The 16575-nt window shown below is 65.6% G+C and carries 17 protein-coding genes and 1 tRNA gene; 12 read left to right on the plus strand and 6 right to left on the minus strand.

Annotated elements, in window-relative coordinates; all coding sequences use genetic code 11:
* Positions 1-12: 12 nt before the first annotated feature.
* Both C7455_RS02685 and C7455_RS02690 read left to right on the plus strand, forming a co-directional pair.
* The gene (locus C7455_RS02685) at positions 13-1536 is read left to right on the plus strand and encodes a tripartite tricarboxylate transporter permease (protein WP_109665124.1); all 1524 of its coding nucleotides are present in this window, start codon (positions 13-15) and stop codon (positions 1534-1536) included.
* On the plus strand, positions 1529-2563 hold the full coding sequence (locus C7455_RS02690; RefSeq protein WP_109665126.1) for an Ldh family oxidoreductase: 1035 nt from the start codon (positions 1529-1531) through the stop codon (positions 2561-2563). The genes C7455_RS02685 and C7455_RS02690 overlap by 8 nt, the downstream gene beginning before the upstream one ends.
* Positions 2564-2582: 19 nt before the next feature.
* On the opposite strand, the gene C7455_RS02695 is transcribed toward C7455_RS02690, so the two are convergent.
* The 4 genes from C7455_RS02695 to C7455_RS02710 are packed head-to-tail and all read right to left on the minus strand — an operon-like array spanning position 2583 to position 6377.
* Positions 2583-3845, minus strand: a complete 1263-nt coding sequence (locus C7455_RS02695) for an aminotransferase class V-fold PLP-dependent enzyme (RefSeq protein WP_109665129.1) — start codon at positions 3843-3845, stop codon at positions 2583-2585.
* A gap of 20 nt (positions 3846-3865) precedes the next feature.
* Positions 3866-4321 carry a PaaI family thioesterase gene (locus C7455_RS02700; RefSeq protein WP_109665131.1) on the minus strand — a complete coding sequence of 152 codons (456 nt, stop codon included), beginning with the start codon at positions 4319-4321 and terminating at the stop codon, positions 3866-3868.
* A 4-nt stretch (positions 4322-4325) separates the two neighbouring features.
* Positions 4326-5111: an enoyl-CoA hydratase gene (locus C7455_RS02705; protein ID WP_109665134.1), complete on the minus strand. Its 786-nt coding sequence runs from the start codon at positions 5109-5111 to the stop codon at positions 4326-4328.
* Between the two features lie 24 nt (positions 5112-5135).
* A complete protein-coding gene (locus C7455_RS02710) occupies positions 5136-6377 on the minus strand; it encodes a CaiB/BaiF CoA transferase family protein (RefSeq protein WP_109665136.1) in 1242 nt (413 codons plus the stop codon).
* Between the two features lie 112 nt (positions 6378-6489).
* On the opposite strand from C7455_RS02710, the gene C7455_RS02715 reads away from it, so the two are divergent.
* Together C7455_RS02715 and C7455_RS02720 are read left to right on the plus strand one after the other, a co-directional pair.
* The gene (locus C7455_RS02715; RefSeq protein ID WP_109665139.1) at positions 6490-7188 is read left to right on the plus strand and encodes a GntR family transcriptional regulator; all 699 of its coding nucleotides are present in this window, start codon (positions 6490-6492) and stop codon (positions 7186-7188) included.
* A 49-nt stretch (positions 7189-7237) separates the two neighbouring features.
* Positions 7238-8761: a malonate--CoA ligase gene (locus tag C7455_RS02720; RefSeq protein WP_109665142.1), complete on the plus strand. Its 1524-nt coding sequence runs from the start codon at positions 7238-7240 to the stop codon at positions 8759-8761.
* 12 nt (positions 8762-8773) lie between these two features.
* Here C7455_RS02720 and C7455_RS02725 read toward each other — a convergent pair whose 3' ends face one another.
* The gene (locus tag C7455_RS02725; protein ID WP_109665144.1) at positions 8774-9190 is read right to left on the minus strand and encodes a BLUF domain-containing protein; all 417 of its coding nucleotides are present in this window, start codon (positions 9188-9190) and stop codon (positions 8774-8776) included.
* A gap of 178 nt (positions 9191-9368) precedes the next feature.
* A tRNA-Ser gene (locus C7455_RS02730) sits at positions 9369-9458 on the minus strand.
* Positions 9459-9650: 192 nt separating this feature from the next.
* Here C7455_RS02730 and C7455_RS02735 point away from each other — a divergent pair.
* From C7455_RS02735 to C7455_RS02770, 8 genes are all read left to right on the plus strand, one after another.
* Positions 9651-10544 (plus strand): hypothetical protein, encoded by an 894-nt coding sequence (locus tag C7455_RS02735; RefSeq protein ID WP_109665147.1) that lies wholly within the window; start codon positions 9651-9653, stop codon positions 10542-10544.
* 205 nt (positions 10545-10749) lie between these two features.
* Entirely contained in the window at positions 10750-11382 is a 633-nt protein-coding gene (locus tag C7455_RS02740) for a 50S ribosomal protein L21 (protein WP_109665150.1), read from the plus strand.
* A 12-nt stretch (positions 11383-11394) separates the two neighbouring features.
* Positions 11395-11664 carry a 50S ribosomal protein L27 gene (gene rpmA, locus C7455_RS02745; protein WP_109665152.1) on the plus strand — a complete coding sequence of 90 codons (270 nt, stop codon included), beginning with the start codon at positions 11395-11397 and terminating at the stop codon, positions 11662-11664.
* A gap of 149 nt (positions 11665-11813) precedes the next feature.
* Complete coding sequence (locus tag C7455_RS02750) at positions 11814-12353, plus strand: GNAT family N-acetyltransferase (RefSeq protein WP_109665155.1); 540 nt, start codon at positions 11814-11816, stop codon at positions 12351-12353.
* A 104-nt stretch (positions 12354-12457) separates the two neighbouring features.
* Positions 12458-13495 (plus strand): GTPase ObgE, encoded by a 1038-nt coding sequence (obgE, locus tag C7455_RS02755; RefSeq protein ID WP_109665158.1) that lies wholly within the window; start codon positions 12458-12460, stop codon positions 13493-13495.
* Entirely contained in the window at positions 13483-14613 is a 1131-nt protein-coding gene (gene proB / locus C7455_RS02760) for a glutamate 5-kinase (protein WP_245904193.1), read from the plus strand. The genes obgE and proB overlap by 13 nt, the downstream gene beginning before the upstream one ends.
* Positions 14614-14625: 12 nt before the next feature.
* Positions 14626-15159 carry an antibiotic biosynthesis monooxygenase family protein gene (locus tag C7455_RS02765; RefSeq protein WP_109665161.1) on the plus strand — a complete coding sequence of 178 codons (534 nt, stop codon included), beginning with the start codon at positions 14626-14628 and terminating at the stop codon, positions 15157-15159.
* A 62-nt stretch (positions 15160-15221) separates the two neighbouring features.
* Positions 15222-16502, plus strand: coding sequence for a glutamate-5-semialdehyde dehydrogenase (locus C7455_RS02770; protein ID WP_211315426.1), 1281 nt, complete (start codon positions 15222-15224; stop codon positions 16500-16502).
* The last annotated feature ends 73 nt before the right edge of the window (positions 16503-16575 follow it).

Here is a 16575-nt window from a genome sequence, read left to right on the forward strand (position 1 = left end):
GGGGCGCGCTACATGGACCTTTTCGCGAATCTTCTGATGGGGCTCGAGCTTGCCATCAACCCGATCAACATCGCCTATCTGCTGGTGGGATCGATGGTGGGCATGATCGTCGGCGTCATCCCCGGCTTCGGCCCGTCAGCCGGACTGGCGATCTTGCTGCCGATCACCATCGGCATGGATCCGGTCGGTGCCACCATGATGCTGGCCGCGATCTACTATGGCTCGATGTATGGTGGCACGATCACGTCGATCTTGCTCAACACACCGGGTGAAAGTGCGACCGTCGCCTCGACCTTCGACGGCTATCCGATGGCCAAGGCCGGTCGCGCCGGCCCCGCGCTCGTCATGCAGGCCGTCGCCTCCTTTGTCGGCGGCACCGTCGGCGTCATCATGATCACGCTGCTCGCCCCGGCCTTTGCCCAGGTCTCGCGCAGTTTCGGACCCCCGGAATACTTCCTTCTGGCCGCCATGGGCATGCTGACGCTTGTGGTGATGATCGGGAACCACTGGAAGCTTGGGGTCATCTCGGCACTGATCGGCTTTGCGCTCGGCACGGTGGGTGTCGATCTGGAAACCGGGCAGGGGCGCTACACCTTCGGTTCGCCCGATCTGATCGGCGGCATCTACTTCATCCCGATCGCCATCGGCCTCTTCGGCCTGGGCGAGCTGTTCTACGCCTTCTATTCCGGCATGCACAAATCCGAGAGCGGCGGCCTGATCGATTATTCCAAGGAAAAGGAGTTCTGGCCCAACCGCAACGACTTCCTGTCGACCCGCTGGACCATGGTGCGTGGCTCGATCCTCGGCTTCGTCGTTGGCGTCATGCCCGGCGCAGGCGCGACCATTGCCTCGCTGATGGCCTATTCCACCGAACGATCGCTGTCCAAGACACCGGAAAACTTCGGCAAGGGCGAGATGGCGGGCCTTGTGGCCCCCGAGAGTGCGAATAACGCGGCATCCTCCGGCGCGATGATCCCGCTCTTGACGCTGGGCATTCCCGGCTCGGCATCGACCGCGGTACTGCTGGCGGCCTTCATCATGTGGGGCCTGCGTCCCGGCCCGCTGTTCATGGGGCAGAACCCGGAACTGGCCTGGGGTCTGATCGCATCGATGTATCTGGGCAATGTGGCGCTGCTGGCGATCTCGATCTTCGCCATCCCGCTCTTTGTGCAGATCATCAAGGTGCCCTATCGCATCCTTGGCCCGGTCATTGTCGTCATCTGCACCCTCGGCACGTTCGTGGTGCACGCAAGCTTCGTCGAGGTCGGCTTGATGTTCGCGGCCGGTATCGCGGGCTTCTTCATGCGGCTCTACGGGTTCTCGCCGGCGGCGCTGGTGCTGGCGCTGGTGCTGGGTCCTCTGGCCGAACAGGCGCTGCGCCAGACGCTGACGATCTCGCGCGGGTCTTTCGGGATCTTCCTCGACCGGCCGGCATCGGTCTGGATCATGGTGGTGACTGCGGCGTTGTTGCTGATCTTGCCGATCATGGGCAAGATCGGGTCTCGCGCGGGCAAGGCCGAAAGGGCGGGTGGCTGAGACCATGCCGGTCCTGAGTGAACTTGAGGCGCGGGCGCTGGTCGCCCGCGCCTTTGTGCGTGCAGGCGTCATCCCGCCCGACATGGCCGAGGCCGCGGCCCACCATCTGGTACTGACCGAAATGATGGGGATTACGACACACGGTCTGGCACGCGTCGGATCCTATATCGGTCGGATCGCGGCGGGGGGCATCGACCCGTCAGCCGTGCCGGTCGTGACCGCGCCTGCGCCGGCGCTGTTGCAGATGGACGGGCGAGATGCACTTGGCGCGGCGGTCGCACAGATCGCCACCGCCCGCACGTTGGAGGCCGCCCGCAAAACCGGCATCGCCGCGTGTTTCGTGCGGCGGGGGACCCATTTCGGCGCCGTCGCGCCCTGTCTGTGGATCGCGGCCGAGGCGGGGTTTGCCAGCTTCATCACCGCCAATTCCGCCCCGATGCTGGCGCCTCCGGGCGGGCGCGATGTGGCAGTGGGCAATGCGCCCACGGGCATCGGTCTGCCCCATGCGGGCGGGCGGCATGTGATGCTGGATATGGCCTTGTCGGTGGTCGCGCGCTCCAAGCTGCGCGGTGCGGCCGCGCGCGGCGAGACGATCCCGGAAACATGGGCGATGGACGCCGAGGGGCGACCCACCACCGATCCTGCCACGGCCCTCAAGGGGGTGTTGCAGGCCATCGGCGGGCGCAAAGGGGCGGCGCTGGCTGTCACGCTCGACCTTTTCGCGGCGGGGCTGGCGGGGGCTGCGATGCTGACGGATGTGGCCGACAACCACCGCGATCCGTCCGCGCTGCCTGATGTGGGCCATCTGTTCATCATGATCGACGCGGAAAAGCTCATGCCGGCCGAGGCGCTTGCCACCCGGCTCGATCACGCGAGCGGGATGGTGAGCAGTGCGCGGCCCGTGCCGGGAGGATCGCCGCCACGCCTGCCGGGCGCGCGGGCCATTGCGGCGCTGAAGCGCGCCCGTGCGGTCGGCATGGACGTATCTGCAGCCCTGTTGAACGAGCTGGAGGAGCTGGCGGGATGAACCCCGCCCGCTGCCGGCGTCAGGCCGGGACGCTTTCGGTGATCTCGCGCATCGCCTGAAGGAACTGTGCAACCTCGGCTTGCGTGTTGTAATGGCACATCGAGACCCGCACCGCGCCCTCAAGTCCCAGCGGGGTCAGCACATTGCCCGAATAGTGATCGGCCTTGCGCGTATGGGTCCGGATGCCGCGTTCGCGCAGCGCCGTCACCACATCGGGCGCGGCCATGCCCGCCACGGTCAGCGACACCAGCCCCTCGCGCGCCGGGTTCTCGACCCCGCCGAGGATCGAGACGCCCGGCAGTTCGGCCAGACCCTTGAGGTTGCCGGTGCCAAGGATCATCGCCTCGGTCAGCAGCGCCTCATGGGCATGGATCGCCTCGCCTGCGGCCACGATCCGCGCGCGACGGTCGGTGGCGTCGGACACCTCGCCGCCCAGCCAGTCGAAGTAATCGACCACATCGGAAAAGGTGACATAGGCCCCGGTGTCGCGCGTGCCGAATTCCCAAGGATTGCCGGGCGCATCGATCAGATGCTCGTGGCGGATCGCATGCAGACGGTCGCTGACCCAGGCCACCCCATAGCCGTGGCGCGAAAACACCTTGTAGGGTGAGACGACATAGCCGTCGATGTCGTAGCTTGCGATATCGAGCCGCCCGTGGGCTGCGTGCTGGATGCCATCGACGATGATGATGCATTCCGGCGCGGTCTTGCGGATTTCTGCCGCGATGCTTGCCACGTCCATGCCCATCCCGGTGACGGGCGAGGTATGCAAGATCGTGGCAACCCGCGTATCTGGCGTGATCTCGGGCGCATAGGCGGCAGCGCCCACGGTTCCGGTGTCATCGTCATGCGGCACGAGAATGTGCGGTTTGCCCGCCACTTCGGCCCAGTGATGCGCCGCACTGCGGGTGGCGGGATGTTCCAGCGTGGTGCCAAGAACACGGCCTTGGGGCGTTCCGACGATCGCCGTGCGGATCAGGCGGAACAGCAGTTCCGTCCCGCTTTCGCCGACGAAGAACTGGCCATGGGGCGCGTTGAAAAAGACGCGCATGTCGTCCTTGGCCTTGTCGATCAGCGCCACCAGCGCCTTGGCCGCCGGGTTGTCGCGGCCCTGATTGTCCGGGATGGCCGCGAATTTGGCCGAGGTCGCCACCACGGAATTCAGCGTCAGCGCGCCGCCCGCGTTCTCGAAAAACACCCTGGGCCCCTCGAAGGGACAGGTGTCGACATGGGCGAAACGGGCGCGTACCGCGTCAAGCAGGCCGGGTTTGTCAGTCAGCATTCACGGTCTCCATCCGGGGTTCAGCCGGGCATCTTCCAGGTTGCCGTGGCATGGGCGGCAAGCTTGCCGTCCTCGCCGTAAAGCTTGCTTTCCATGAAGGACAGGCTCCGCCCACGCTTGGAGAAGCTGCCCTCGACGGTGACGGTGCCGTCCATCACGGGGCGCAGGAACTGGACCTTCATCTCGATGGTGGCGCCGGGGCCTGCGACCTTGGCCACCAGATGGCCCATCGAGATGTCCATCGCGCTGGCCATCATGCCCCCATGCAGCGCGCCCTGCGGATTGCGCAGCAGGTCGGTCATGGGGAATGTCAGGCGGCAGATTTCCGTGTCGGCATCCGCCGCGCCCGCGGGCAGGTAGGCAAAGGACAGGTCCAGAAACCGCGCCAGAAAGAAGCGCTCGAACACCTGTTCATGGGTGTCGAGCGCGTCCGTGAGGCGCGCGGATGCAGTCGCATGGTCGATCCGTTGGCCCATCAGGTCAGGCGCCGACGAAATTCGGCTTGCGCTTTTCCATGAAGGCGCGGCGGCCCTCGATGTAGTCCTGGCTGTCGAAACAGGCCTTCACGCGGACTTCACATCCCGTCAGATCGCGCGCGCTTTCCGGCGCGACGGTCTGGGCGACGATGTATTTCACCGAGCCCACCGTCATCGGCGCATTCTCGGCGATCATCCGAGCGGTTTCCAGCGCGGTTTCCGCCACCTGGTCATCGGGCACGACGCGGTTGACCAGTCCCATTACGCGTGCCTCTTCCGCGGTGAAGCGGCGGGCGGTGAAGAAAATCTCCTTGGCGAAGGACGGCCCGACCACATCGACGAGGCGCTTGATCCCGGCAAAGCCGTAGCCAAGGCCCAGTTTCGCGGCGGGCACGGCAAAATTCGAGCCTTCGCCGCAGATGCGCAGGTCGCAGCACAGCGCCAGCGCCACGCCGCCGCCGATGCAGAAGCCGTCGATCTGGGCGATGGTGGGTTTGGGAAAGGCCTCGACCAGATCATAGACGCGCTTTGTGGCGGCGTTGTAATGGGCGACGCCTTCTTCGCTGGCGCGTTCGCTTTCGAACTTGGAGATATCGGCGCCCGAGACGAAGGCCTTTCCGCCTGCGCCCGACAAGATCAGGATGCGCACCGATGCGTCCGCCTGAAAGCGGATCAGCGCGGCCTCGACCGCTTCCCACATCTCAAGCGAGACGGCGTTGCGCTTTTCGGGCTGGTTGAAGATGATCCGGGCGATGTCGCCGGACTGCTCGGTCAGGATCTTGTCGGTCATGTCTTCACGTGTCCCTTTGGGTTCTCAGATGGCGCCGGAGGCTTTCATCGCGGCGATCTCGGCCTCGGAATAGCCGACTTCGGCCAGCAACTCGGCGGTGTGTTGCCCGGCCAATGGTGGTGGCGACGCGATGTGGCTGGGGGTGCGGCTCATGATGATGGGTTGGCCGACCAGCTCGGTCGCGCCGCGTTCCTGACTGATCACGGGCTGGGCAAGGCCCAGATGGCGCACTTGCGGGTTGGCGAAGACCTGGGCGATGTCGTTGATCTCGCCTGCCGCGACACCGGCATCGTTGAAGATGTCGATCCATTCGGCAGTGGATCGTGTCGCGGTGATCGCTTCGATCTCGGCGTTCAGCGCGTGACGGTTCTCGGAGCGCGCGGCAGCGCTGGCGTAGCGCGCGTCATCCTTCCAGTCGGGGCGGCCCATGCTGTCGCAAAACTTGCCCCAGATCACGTTGCCGGTGACGGCGATGTTCATGTGGCCGTCGGCGGTCTTGAAGACGCCTGTCGGAATCGTGGTGGGGTGGTTGTTGCCCGCCTGTTTGGGGACGACGCCATCCATCAGCCAGCGCGCCGCCTGAAAATCGAGCATGAAGACCTGCGCTTGCAGAAGCGAGGTCTGCACCCACTGACCGCGGCCCGAGGATTGCCGTTCAAAGAGCGCGATCAAGATGCCCTGTGCGGCAAAGAGCCCGGCACAGAGGTCGGCGATCGGAATGCCCACGCGCATGGGACCGGTACCCGGCTCGCCGGTGATCGACATAAGGCCACCCATGCCTTGCGCGATCTGGTCGAAACCCGGGCGGTCGGCCAGCGGCCCATCCTGTCCGAAGCCCGAGATGGAGGCGTAGATCAGGCCCGGATTGGTCTGGCTCAGGGTATCATAGTCGATTCCCAGCCGCGCCTTCACCCCGGGACGGAAGTTCTCCACGATGATGTCGGCCGTGTCGGCCAGACGCCGGAACGCCTCAAGCCCTGCTTCCGATTTCAGGTCCAGCGTGAGTGAGCGCTTGTTGCGGTGCAGGTTCTGGAAATCGGGGCCATGGCGGGGGCCGCCGAACTGCGCCTCGTCCACGGGCGCCTCGATCTTGATGACATCCGCGCCCCAATCGGCCAGCTGCCGCACGCAGGTCGGACCGGACCGCACCCGTGTCAGGTCGAGCACGCGCAGCCCCCTCAGCGCCGCGCTGGCGGCGGTCAGGGCGCCGCCCGTGTCCGAGGCGTCAGATGCGGCCGTTGCGGGCTGTCCTGAAGGCGGTGTCATGCGGTCTCCCCCTTGGTGAAATTGTTGAAAGTGATGTATGTCATCTGATGATGCATGACAATAAAAATGTTAATTGTTGACAAAATATGGTGCGAGAGGTCAGGTGCTGGGCATGATGAACGAAGGCAAGACATTCGGACCGCGCCGCGCGACGCTGGCCGTCGAGGTGCGCGGAGAGATTGAGCGCATGATCGTCGAAGGCGACCTTGCGGCGGGTGAGAAGCTCAACGAATTGTCTTTGTCCACGATGATGGGCGTCAGCCGCGGCACCGTGCGCGAGGCGATCCGGTCACTGGCCGACAGCGGGCTCATCGACCTGATCGCCAATCGCGGGGCCTTTGTGCACGAAACGACGCTTGAAGAGGTGCGCAACCTTTACGAGTTGCGCGGCGCGATTTTCGGCATGGCCTGCGCGGCGGCCGCGCGGCGGGTGGGTGCGGGGCAGGAGCCCCGTCTGTTGGCGCAGATCGAGCGCAACCTCGAGCAGATGCGCGCCACCCACGCCAAGGCCGACAGTGCCCGCTATTACGCGCTCAACATCGAGTTTCATGACCTTTTGTTGCAAGGCGCTGGCAATCCCAAGGCCAAGATGATGTATGACAATCTGGTCAAGGAGATGCATTTGTTCCGGCGCAGGGGCTTGTCGATCGCCAACAACATCGCGCGTTCGATCAAGGAACACGAAGTCATCGTGCACGCAGTCGCGCACGGCAATGCCGAGGGCGCGCGGCAGGCGGCGCTCGATCACATCACCAGTGGCTTTGGCCGCTACACCACCATGATCGACGCTGACCCCGCCGCGACCGGCTGAGCGCCGGACGGGCCGGGCGGCCAAGGGACCAAGAGACAGGAAAAGACCGATGACAAACCCGCTTTATGATGCGCTATTTGCCCCGCATACGGGATCGGACAGGGTGTTCATGCATCTTTCCGATGGTGGCAAGGTGACCTATGCCGCCTTCCTGCAGATGGCCGACCGGACCGCGCAGGCGCTGGTGTCGTTGGGTGTTGCGCCGGGTGACCGGGTCGCCGTCCATGTCGAGAAATCGGTTCAGGCGCTGGCGCTTTATTCGGCCTGCATCAAGGCGGGCGTCGTGTTCTTGCCGCTGAACACCGCCTATACCGCCAAGGAACTGGAATATTTCGTCGGTGACAGCGGCGCGGCGCTGTTTGTCTGTGACCCGGGCGAGGCCGAGGCGGTGGCCCCCATTGCGCAGGCCACCGGTGCCATGCTCCGAACTCTGGCGGGAGATGGCAGCGGCACGCTGAGCGATCTGGCGGCCACGATGCCTGCACAGTTCGAAACCGTGGCCTGCGGCGAGGACGATCTGGCGGCGCTTTTGTATACCTCGGGCACCACGGGGCGCTCCAAGGGGGCGATGCTGACGCAGCGCAACCTGTTGTCGAACGCGCAGGCGCTGGTCGCGTGCTGGCGCTTCACCGAAGGTGACGTGCTGTTGCACGCCTTGCCGATCTTCCACAGCCATGGGCTCTTCGTTGCCACGAACGTGACGCTTCTGGCTGGCGGCGCGCTGATCTTCTTGCCGAAATTCGATGCGGACACGGTGCTGCGCCTGTTGCCGCAAGCCACCACGATGATGGGCGTGCCGACCTTCTATACCCGCCTGCTCGATGATCCGCGGTTTGACCGCGCGCTGACGGCGCATATGCGGCTTTTCGTATCGGGTTCAGCGCCCCTTCTGGCCGATACCCATGTCGCCTTCGAGGCGCGCACCGGGCACCGCATCCTCGAGCGCTACGGGATGACTGAAACGTCGATGAACACCTCTAACCCCTATGACGGCGACAGGCGCGCGGGCACGGTGGGCTTTCCCCTGCCGGGCGTCGAGGCGCGCATCTGCGACCCCGAGACCCGGGCGGAACTGCCCCGTGGCGAGACAGGCATGTTGCATGTGCGCGGGCCCAATGTGTTCAAGGGCTATTGGCAGATGCCCGAGAAAACGCGCGAGGAATTGCAAGATGACGGCTGGTTCATCACCGGCGATCTCGCCCGGATTGACGCGGATGGCTATGTCACGATTGTCGGCCGGGGCAAGGACCTGATCATCTCGGGCGGCTACAACATCTACCCCAAGGAGATCGAGTTGTTCCTGGACGCCCAGCCCGGCGTCAAGGAAAGCGCCGTGGTGGGCGCGCCGCATCCCGACTTCGGGGAAAGCGTGGTGGCGGTGCTGGTGCCCGAGGCGGGCGAGACGATCGATCTTGCCACCATAGAGGCGGCGGCCCGCGCCGATCTGGCAGGATTCAAGCGCCCGCGCCATGTCGTGGTGATGGAAGACCTGCCGCGCAACACGATGGGCAAGGTTCAGAAGGCCGACCTGCGAAAGCAGTTCGCGGGCGTGTTCCAGCACAAGGCATCTTGACGGGCAGGGGCGTCAGCCCCGCCCCTCGGCCGCTGCCGTGGCATCGCGCAGCTTGAAGAAGAAGCCGGTGATCTCGTCGGGCGTGGCCCGGTCGATCGCCCCGTCCGTCACCTCTTTTTGCGTCCAGATCCACGTCGCCGCGGGATCATGCAACATGTCCCAATCGCCGAACACCCGTTCGGCAAGCGGCTCCTCGATATGGAGCGTTACCTCGAGATGGCGGTCATCGCGCCGGATGCGGGCGATGGCCGCGCGCACCATGTCTTCAGGGCCTTCGAGCCATTGCAGATAGATGTCGGCCCGGCAGATCAGCGCGCCGGTGATGCCGTCCCGCAGGTTCGCGCGCCGGGCATCGGTGAGGATGCCGTTGAGCATGCCGGCATCATAGCCGAAGGGGCGCGAGGAATAGACGGCACGAAACAAGGACATGGATCAGGGATCTCCTGCTGGTCGATGGAAACAGGCGCCGTCCTGCCGGTGGGCGTCGGCGCAGCCTGCGCGAAGGCCTTCGAGCTGTCCCGTGCAGCCTAACACGTCCATTCGGCCGGCAGTAGCCTTCTGCACAGGCAAGCACAGGGCACAATGAGCAAGCCGCTTGCAAAGAAAGTGGCGGAGAGACAGGGATTCGAACCCTGGGTGGGCTTGCACCCACAACGGTTTTCGAGACCGCCCCGTTCGACCACTCCGGCACCTCTCCGCGCTTTGGGTCAGGGTCAGTGGGCGGGCGTTTAGCGGGCATGGCGCGGCTGCGCAAGGGGGATCGGCAGGGTATTTGAGCAAGACGGCGGGCGAGCCTCCGCTCACATTTGCGACAGCCCGGGCGCAGAGGTGGAAATCTTGCGCAAGCTGCGCCATCTATGGGCAAAGCCCTCCATGGATCGGAGCCCAGATGCGTCTTACCCTCGTTCTTGTGCTGGCCGCCGCCCTTGCCGGGGGCACGGGCCCCGCCGCAACCGCCCAGACGGTGGAGCCGCAGCTTCCGGCACAGCTTTTGCCCGCCCAGGCCCGGCTGTCGGAATCCGCGCCCGAACTGCACAGGCTCTTCGACAGCATGGGGCTTTACGACATCTTTGCCGTCATGGCGGCCGAAGGCGTTGCCGCAGGCCCCGACATCGAGGCAGACATGTTCCCGGGGCAGGGCGGCAGCGCCTGGTCGGCGGTGGTGGCCGGTATCTATTCGACCGACCGCATGACCTCGGCCTTCGAGGCGGCATTGCCCGCGGACCGCCTGACGCCCGCCATGATCGCGGAACTGCAGAGCTTTTACGACAGCGAGCTGGGTGCCCGCATTGCGACGGGTGAACTGGATGCGCGGCAATCCTTTCTGGAGCCCGACGTCGAGGATGCGGCGGGCGAACTGGCGCGAACCCGCGCCGCCGAAGGGCATCCGCGCGTGGGCCTTTTGACCGAGTTCATCGCCGTCAACGATCTGGTCGACCACAATGTCTCGGGCGCGCTCAATTCCAACTTCGCCTTCTATCGCGGTCTGTCCGACGGGGGCGCCTTTGCCGCCGAAATCCCAGAACAGCTGATGTTGACAGAGGTCTGGGGGCAGGAGGCCGAGATCAGGACCGACCTGACCGAATGGCTGTTCGCCTATCAGACGCTGGCCTATGAGGGGCTGAGCGACGCCGAGATGCGGGCCTATATCGATCTGACGGCAACCGAGGCGGGGCAGGTGCTCAACACCGTCCTGTTCCGCGCATTTGCCGATCTGTTCGACGCGATCAGCTATGATCTGGGCGTGGCGGCCGCGCATTTCATCTCGGGGCAGGAAACCTGAGCGGCGGCACCTTGATGCGCGCTTGACAGGCGGGCGGCATTGAGGCACACGGCGGCTTCCGATGGGGCCTGATATGGTCCCGATACGGGCATCCATGACCAACCGCCCCGATCCGGGGGCGCGCAGCCCGAGGCGGGGAAAGACCCCGGCAACACCTGCACCGCAGGGGCCACAAGGCGCGGGAAACAAGAAGGAACAGATTGCGATGTTCGCAGTCCTCAAGACCGGCGGCAAACAGTACCGCGTCCAATCAGGCGATGTCCTGCGCGTGGAGAAACTGGCCGCAGCGGCGGGTGACACCGTCCAATTCAACGATATCTTGATGCTCGGCGGCGACACGCCGACCATCGGCAGCCCGATGATCATGGGCGCGGCGGTTCAGGCCACCGTGATCGACCAGATCAAGGGCGAGAAGCTGATCCACTACGTCAAGCGCCGCCGCAAGCATTCGTCGCAGCGCAAGAAGGGTCACCGCCAGAAGCTGACGCTGGTGCGTATCACCGACATTCTTGCCGCTGGTGCGGACAAGACAGGCATCATGGCCGCGATCGGCGCAGGCTCTGCCCCGGCAGAGGCTTCCGCATCCGCCCCGGCGCCCAAGGCCGCCTCCAAGCCCAAGGCCAACAAGGCCGCAGCCGGTGGTGACGACCTCAAGGTGCTCTCGGGTGTCGGCCCGGCGCTGGAAAAGAAACTGCACGAGGCCGGTGTGACCAGCTACGCGCAGATCGCTGCATGGGGCGCCGAGGATATCGCTGCCTTCGACGAAAAGCTGAACTTCAAGGGCCGGATCGAGCGTGAAGGCTGGGTCGAGCAGGCCAAGACGCTGGCACAAGGCTGAGGAGAGAGACACATGGCACATAAAAAAGCAGGTGGTAGCTCCCGCAACGGCCGCGATAGCGCGGGCCGTCGTCTGGGCGTGAAGAAGTTCGGCGGTCAAGAAGCGATCCCCGGCAACATCATCATCCGCCAGCGCGGCACGACCTGGCACCCCGGAACCGGCGTCGGCATGGGCAAGGATCACACGATTTTCGCCGTGGTCGAAGGCCGCGTGTCCTTTGCCAAGGGGCTGAAGGGTCGTACCTTCGTATCGGTCCTGCCGCAGGCCGAGGCCGCCGAGTAACGCCGCATCCCCGATCGGACAAGATTTCGAAGGGCCGGCGAAACAGCCGGCCCTTTCTCTTTTTCGTCATCTTCTTGTGCCAAAGGGCCGCTGTGCCCAAGTCACGGACAGAAAACGGCACGCGTACGGTTCGGAGGAGGACCGCACTCATGAAACAAGAAACCATCACGGCGCAGGCCGTCGTTGAAGCCCCCCGGATGATCTTGCGGCCCTTGCGGCCGTCGGACGCGGGCTTGCTGAACTTTTACGCGGGCGACCTGCGGGTGGCGCGGATGACCAGTTCGATCCCCCATCCCTATCCGCCCGGCGCGGCCGAGGCCTATGTGGCGCGGGCGATGAAGCCAGATCGCACCGAATTCGTCTGGGCTATGGATGCGACAGCGATGGGCGGGGACGAGCTGATGGGTCTGATTGCGCTGGACCAGATGGACCGCGACCAGTCGGAAATCGGCTATTGGGTGGCGCCCGCGATGTGGAACACAGGCTTCGCCTCCGAGGCAGTGCGCGCGATGGTCTCGGCCAACCCATTGGCCAACAAGACGATCTTTGCCAGCGTGTTTCAGGACAATCCCGGATCGGCCCGCGTGCTGACCAACACGGGTTTCGACTATCTGGGCGATGCCGAGCGGTTTTCCGTAGCGCGCAATGCCAAGGTGGCGACCTGGACCTATCTGAAACGGCTGGCGTAGCGCAGGCTTGCCAGTGTATCGACAGCCGGGGGCCAGCCCCCGGACCCCCGGAGTATTTCCGAAAGCAAAGACGGGGGCTTTGCTGCACCGGATACCGCACCGCCATGAAATTTCTTGACCTGACCAAAGTCTACATCCGCTCGGGCGGCGGCGGCGGCGGGTGCGTGTCATTCCGGCGCGAGAAATTCGTCGAATACGGCGGCCCTGACGGCGGCGACGGCGGACGCGGCGGCGATGTCTGGGTCGAGGCGGTGGACGGGCTCAACACGCTGATCGATTTCCGCTATCAGCAGCATTTCTTCGCCAAGAGCGGCCAGCCCGGCATGGGGCGGCAGCGCTCGGGCAAGGATGGGGACGACATCATCCTCCGCGTGCCCGCAGGCACCGAGATCCTCGAAGAGGATCAAGAAACGGTGGTGGCTGACCTGACCGAGGTGGGACAGCGGGTGCTCTTGGCCAAGGGCGGCAATGGCGGTTGGGGCAACCTGCAGTTCAAGACCGCGACCAACCAGGCGCCCCGCCGCGCCAACCCCGGGCAAGAGGGGGTGGAGCGCACGCTGTGGCTGCGGCTCAAGCTGATCGCGGATGTGGGCCTGCTGGGCTTGCCGAATGCGGGCAAGTCGACCTTTCTGGCCGCCACCTCCAACGCGCGGCCAAAAATCGCGGATTACCCCTTTACGACGCTGCATCCCAACCTTGGCGTCGTGGGCGTGGACAATGCGGAATTCGTCGTGGCCGACATTCCGGGCCTGATCGAGGGCGCGCATGAGGGCAGGGGGCTAGGTGACCTGTTCCTGGGCCATGTGGAACGCTGTGCGCTCCTGTTGCATCTGGTCGACGGCACCTCCGAAGACGTGGTCGCCGATCACGACATCATCATCGGCGAGCTTGAGGCCTATGGCGGCGCCTTGGCCGACAAGCCGCGCCTGACGGTGCTCAACAAGATCGACGCCCTGACCGACGAGGAGGTCGCCGAGAAGCGGGCCGCGCTGGCGGATGCCGCGAACGGTCCGGTGATGGCGATGTCGGGCGTCGCACGCACCGGGCTGATGGAGGTGCTGCGCACCTTGCGGGCCAGCATCGACGCCGACCGCTTGCGCCTGCGCGGCGACAAGGAGGAGCCCTCGCCGTGGCGACCCTGACCGAGGGGCGCGTTCCGCGCCTTGCCGATATCGGGCGCCTCGTGATCAAGATCGGCTCGGCGCTGCTGGTGGATGGCAGCAGCGGCGCGCTCAGGGCCGACTGGCTCAGGGCTATGGCGATCGACATCGCCATGCTGAAATCGCGCGGGATGGATGTGATCGTGGTCTCCTCGGGCTCCATCGCACTGGGGCGCGGCGTTCTCGGTCTGGGCACGGGTGCGCTCTCGCTCGACGAGGCGCAGGCGGCCGCCGCCGTAGGCCAGATCCGCCTCGCGCGCGCTTGGGAAGAGGTGCTGGCGCCCCATGGCATCATCACGGCGCAAATCCTGCTGACGCTCGATGACAGCGAGGACCGCCGCCGCTATCTCAACACGCGCGCCACCTTTGCGGCGCTGCTCGCGCGTGGCGCGGTGCCGATCGTGAACGAGAACGACACCATCGCCACCGATGAGATCCGCTATGGTGACAATGACCGTTTGGCGGCCAATGTCGCCGTGATGGCGGGGGCGGAGGGCTGTATCCTGCTGTCCGATGTCGACGGGCTCTACACCGCCAACCCGCGCGAGGATGCGACCGCGCGTCATCTGCCCGTGGTGGCGCAGATCACCCCCGAGATCGAGGCGATGGCGGGTGATGCGGGCACGGGCCTGTCCAAGGGCGGGATGAAGACCAAGGTGATGGCCGCGCGCACGGCCACCGCCGCAGGGTGCGCCATGGCGATCACCGAAGGATCGACTCTGCGCCCGATCACCGCTTTGGAAAGTGGCGCGCGGGTGACATGGTTCACCGCGACGCTCGACCCGCAGACGGCGCGCAAGCGCTGGATTTCCGCGATGAAGCCGCGCGGCGCCTTGAAACTGGACGCGGGCGCAGTGCGGGCGCTGGGGCAGGGCAAGTCGCTGCTGCCTGCAGGTGTAACGGCCATCACGGGCGATTTTCAGCGCGGCGACCCGGTGGTGCTGGAAGGGCCCGAAGGTGCCCGCCTCGGCCTTGGCCTGTCGCGCTACACCGCCGAGGAGGCGCGCGCCATCGCGGGCCACCGCAGCGACGAGATCGCGGCGATCCTCGGCTATCCCGGTCGCGCCGCGCTGGTACACCGAGACGACATGGCATTTTGAGAAAGATCCGCGATGCATTGCCTGTTCTTCGACGTGCAGCCCAAACCCGGCCATATGGAGCATTATTTCGAGCATGTGGCGCGGCTCAAACCCGTGCTGGCCCGCCACGAGGGGTTGGTGTTTCTCGACCGCTACCGCCCGCTTGACGATGAAGGCGCGCTTTTGTCCCACCAGCTCTGGGCGGACGAGGCGGCGATCACCGCATGGCGGGCCGATGCCACCCATCGCGCCAGCCAGTCGGCCGGGCGCAAGATCCATTTCGACGGCTACCGCATCCGCGTGGGCGAGCAGGTCGCGCCGGCCGCGGTCGATGCGGAGCCCGGTCGCTTTCTTCTCGCCGCTTATGGCCGCGCCCCGGCCCGGCTCGAGGCTGCGCGCAGCTACGAGAGCGTCAACCATCCGGGCCGCTTCGTGACGCTGGCCAGCCATGACACAACGGCCGCTGCTGCCATCGCGGCCCAGGCCAGCGGCGCGGATGAGACCCGCGTCTTTCGCATCCTGCGCGACTATACCCTGACGGACAGGGCCGAAGCACCGCAGGTCTGACCCCTTCATCTTTCTACAAATATGCCTATCCTTCCCCCTCCACCCGTTGCGTGAGGCTTGCCATGAATGACCTGACCCTTGAGATCGCACAGGATGTTCCCGCCCTGATGCGCGGGCTGGGCCAGCGCGCGCGGAATGCAGCGGCGGAGCTGGCCTTTGCGGCACCCGAGGCCAAGCGCAGGGCGCTCGAGGCCGCGGCCGAAGCGGTGATGGCGCGGCTGGCCGACATCCTTGCCGCCAATGCCAAGGACATGGCCTTTGGCCGGGACAAGGGCCTGTCCGCTGCCATGCTCGACCGGCTGATGCTGGACGCGGATCGCCTCAAGGGTATCGTGGATGGTCTGCGCGCGGTGGCGGCGCAGGACGATCCCGTGGGCGCTGTCATCACCGAATGGGACCGCCCGAACGGTCTGCACATCCAGCGCGTGCGCACGCCGCTGGGCGTTGTAGGGGTGATCTACGAGAGCCGCCCCAACGTGACTGCCGATGCCGGCGCGCTGTGCCTCAAATCGGGCAATGCGGTGATCTTGCGCGGCGGATCGGAAAGCTTCCATTCCTCGGGCGTGCTGGTGGACTGCCTTCGCGCGGGTCTGGCCGCCGCGGGTCTTCCGGAGGATGCGGTCCAGCTGGTGCCGACGCGCGACCGGGCGGCGGTGCGCGAATTGCTCACCATGACCGAGTTTGTCGATGTCATCGTGCCCCGCGGCGGCAAGGGGCTTGTGGGCCTCGTCCAGACCGAGGCGCGGGTGCCGGTCTTTGCCCATCTCGAAGGCATCTGCCATGTCTATATCGACCGTGCCTGCGACCCCGCGATGGCGCTCAAGGTCGTGCTGAACGCCAAGACGCGGCGCACGGGCATCTGCGGGGCTGCCGAATGCCTGCTGATCCACCGCGACGTGGTGGACACGATCGGGCAGGGCGTGGTGCGCGCCCTGATCGACGCGGGCGTCGAGGTGCGCGGCGACGCGGCGCTTCAGGCGCTCCCCGGTGTCGTGCCTGCGCAAGACGACGACTGGGGCCGCGAATACCTCGACATGATCATCGCCGCCCGCGTGGTGGAGGATATCGATGCGGCCATCGCCCATATCCGCCGCTACGGCTCCAGCCATACAGAAAGCATCCTGACCGAGGATGACGCCGCCGCCGCCCGCTTCTTCCAGCGCCTCGATTCAGCGATCTTGATGCGCAACGCCTCGACCCAGTTTGCCGATGGCGGCGAATTCGGCATGGGCGGGGAAATCGGCATCGCCACCGGCAAGATGCATGCGCGCGGGCCGGTGGGGGCCGAGCAACTGACCTCGTTCAAATATCTCGTGACCGGAAACGGCACGACCCGACCCTAGGAAAACCCGTGCCGGATTTTCCACCCTGTGAATTTTCGCATGAAAATTCGCACCCTGACCCGATGGAGTTCCC

It is taken from the genome of Roseicyclus mahoneyensis (assembly GCF_003148775.1).
GTDB lineage: Bacteria > Pseudomonadota > Alphaproteobacteria > Rhodobacterales > Rhodobacteraceae > Roseicyclus > Roseicyclus mahoneyensis.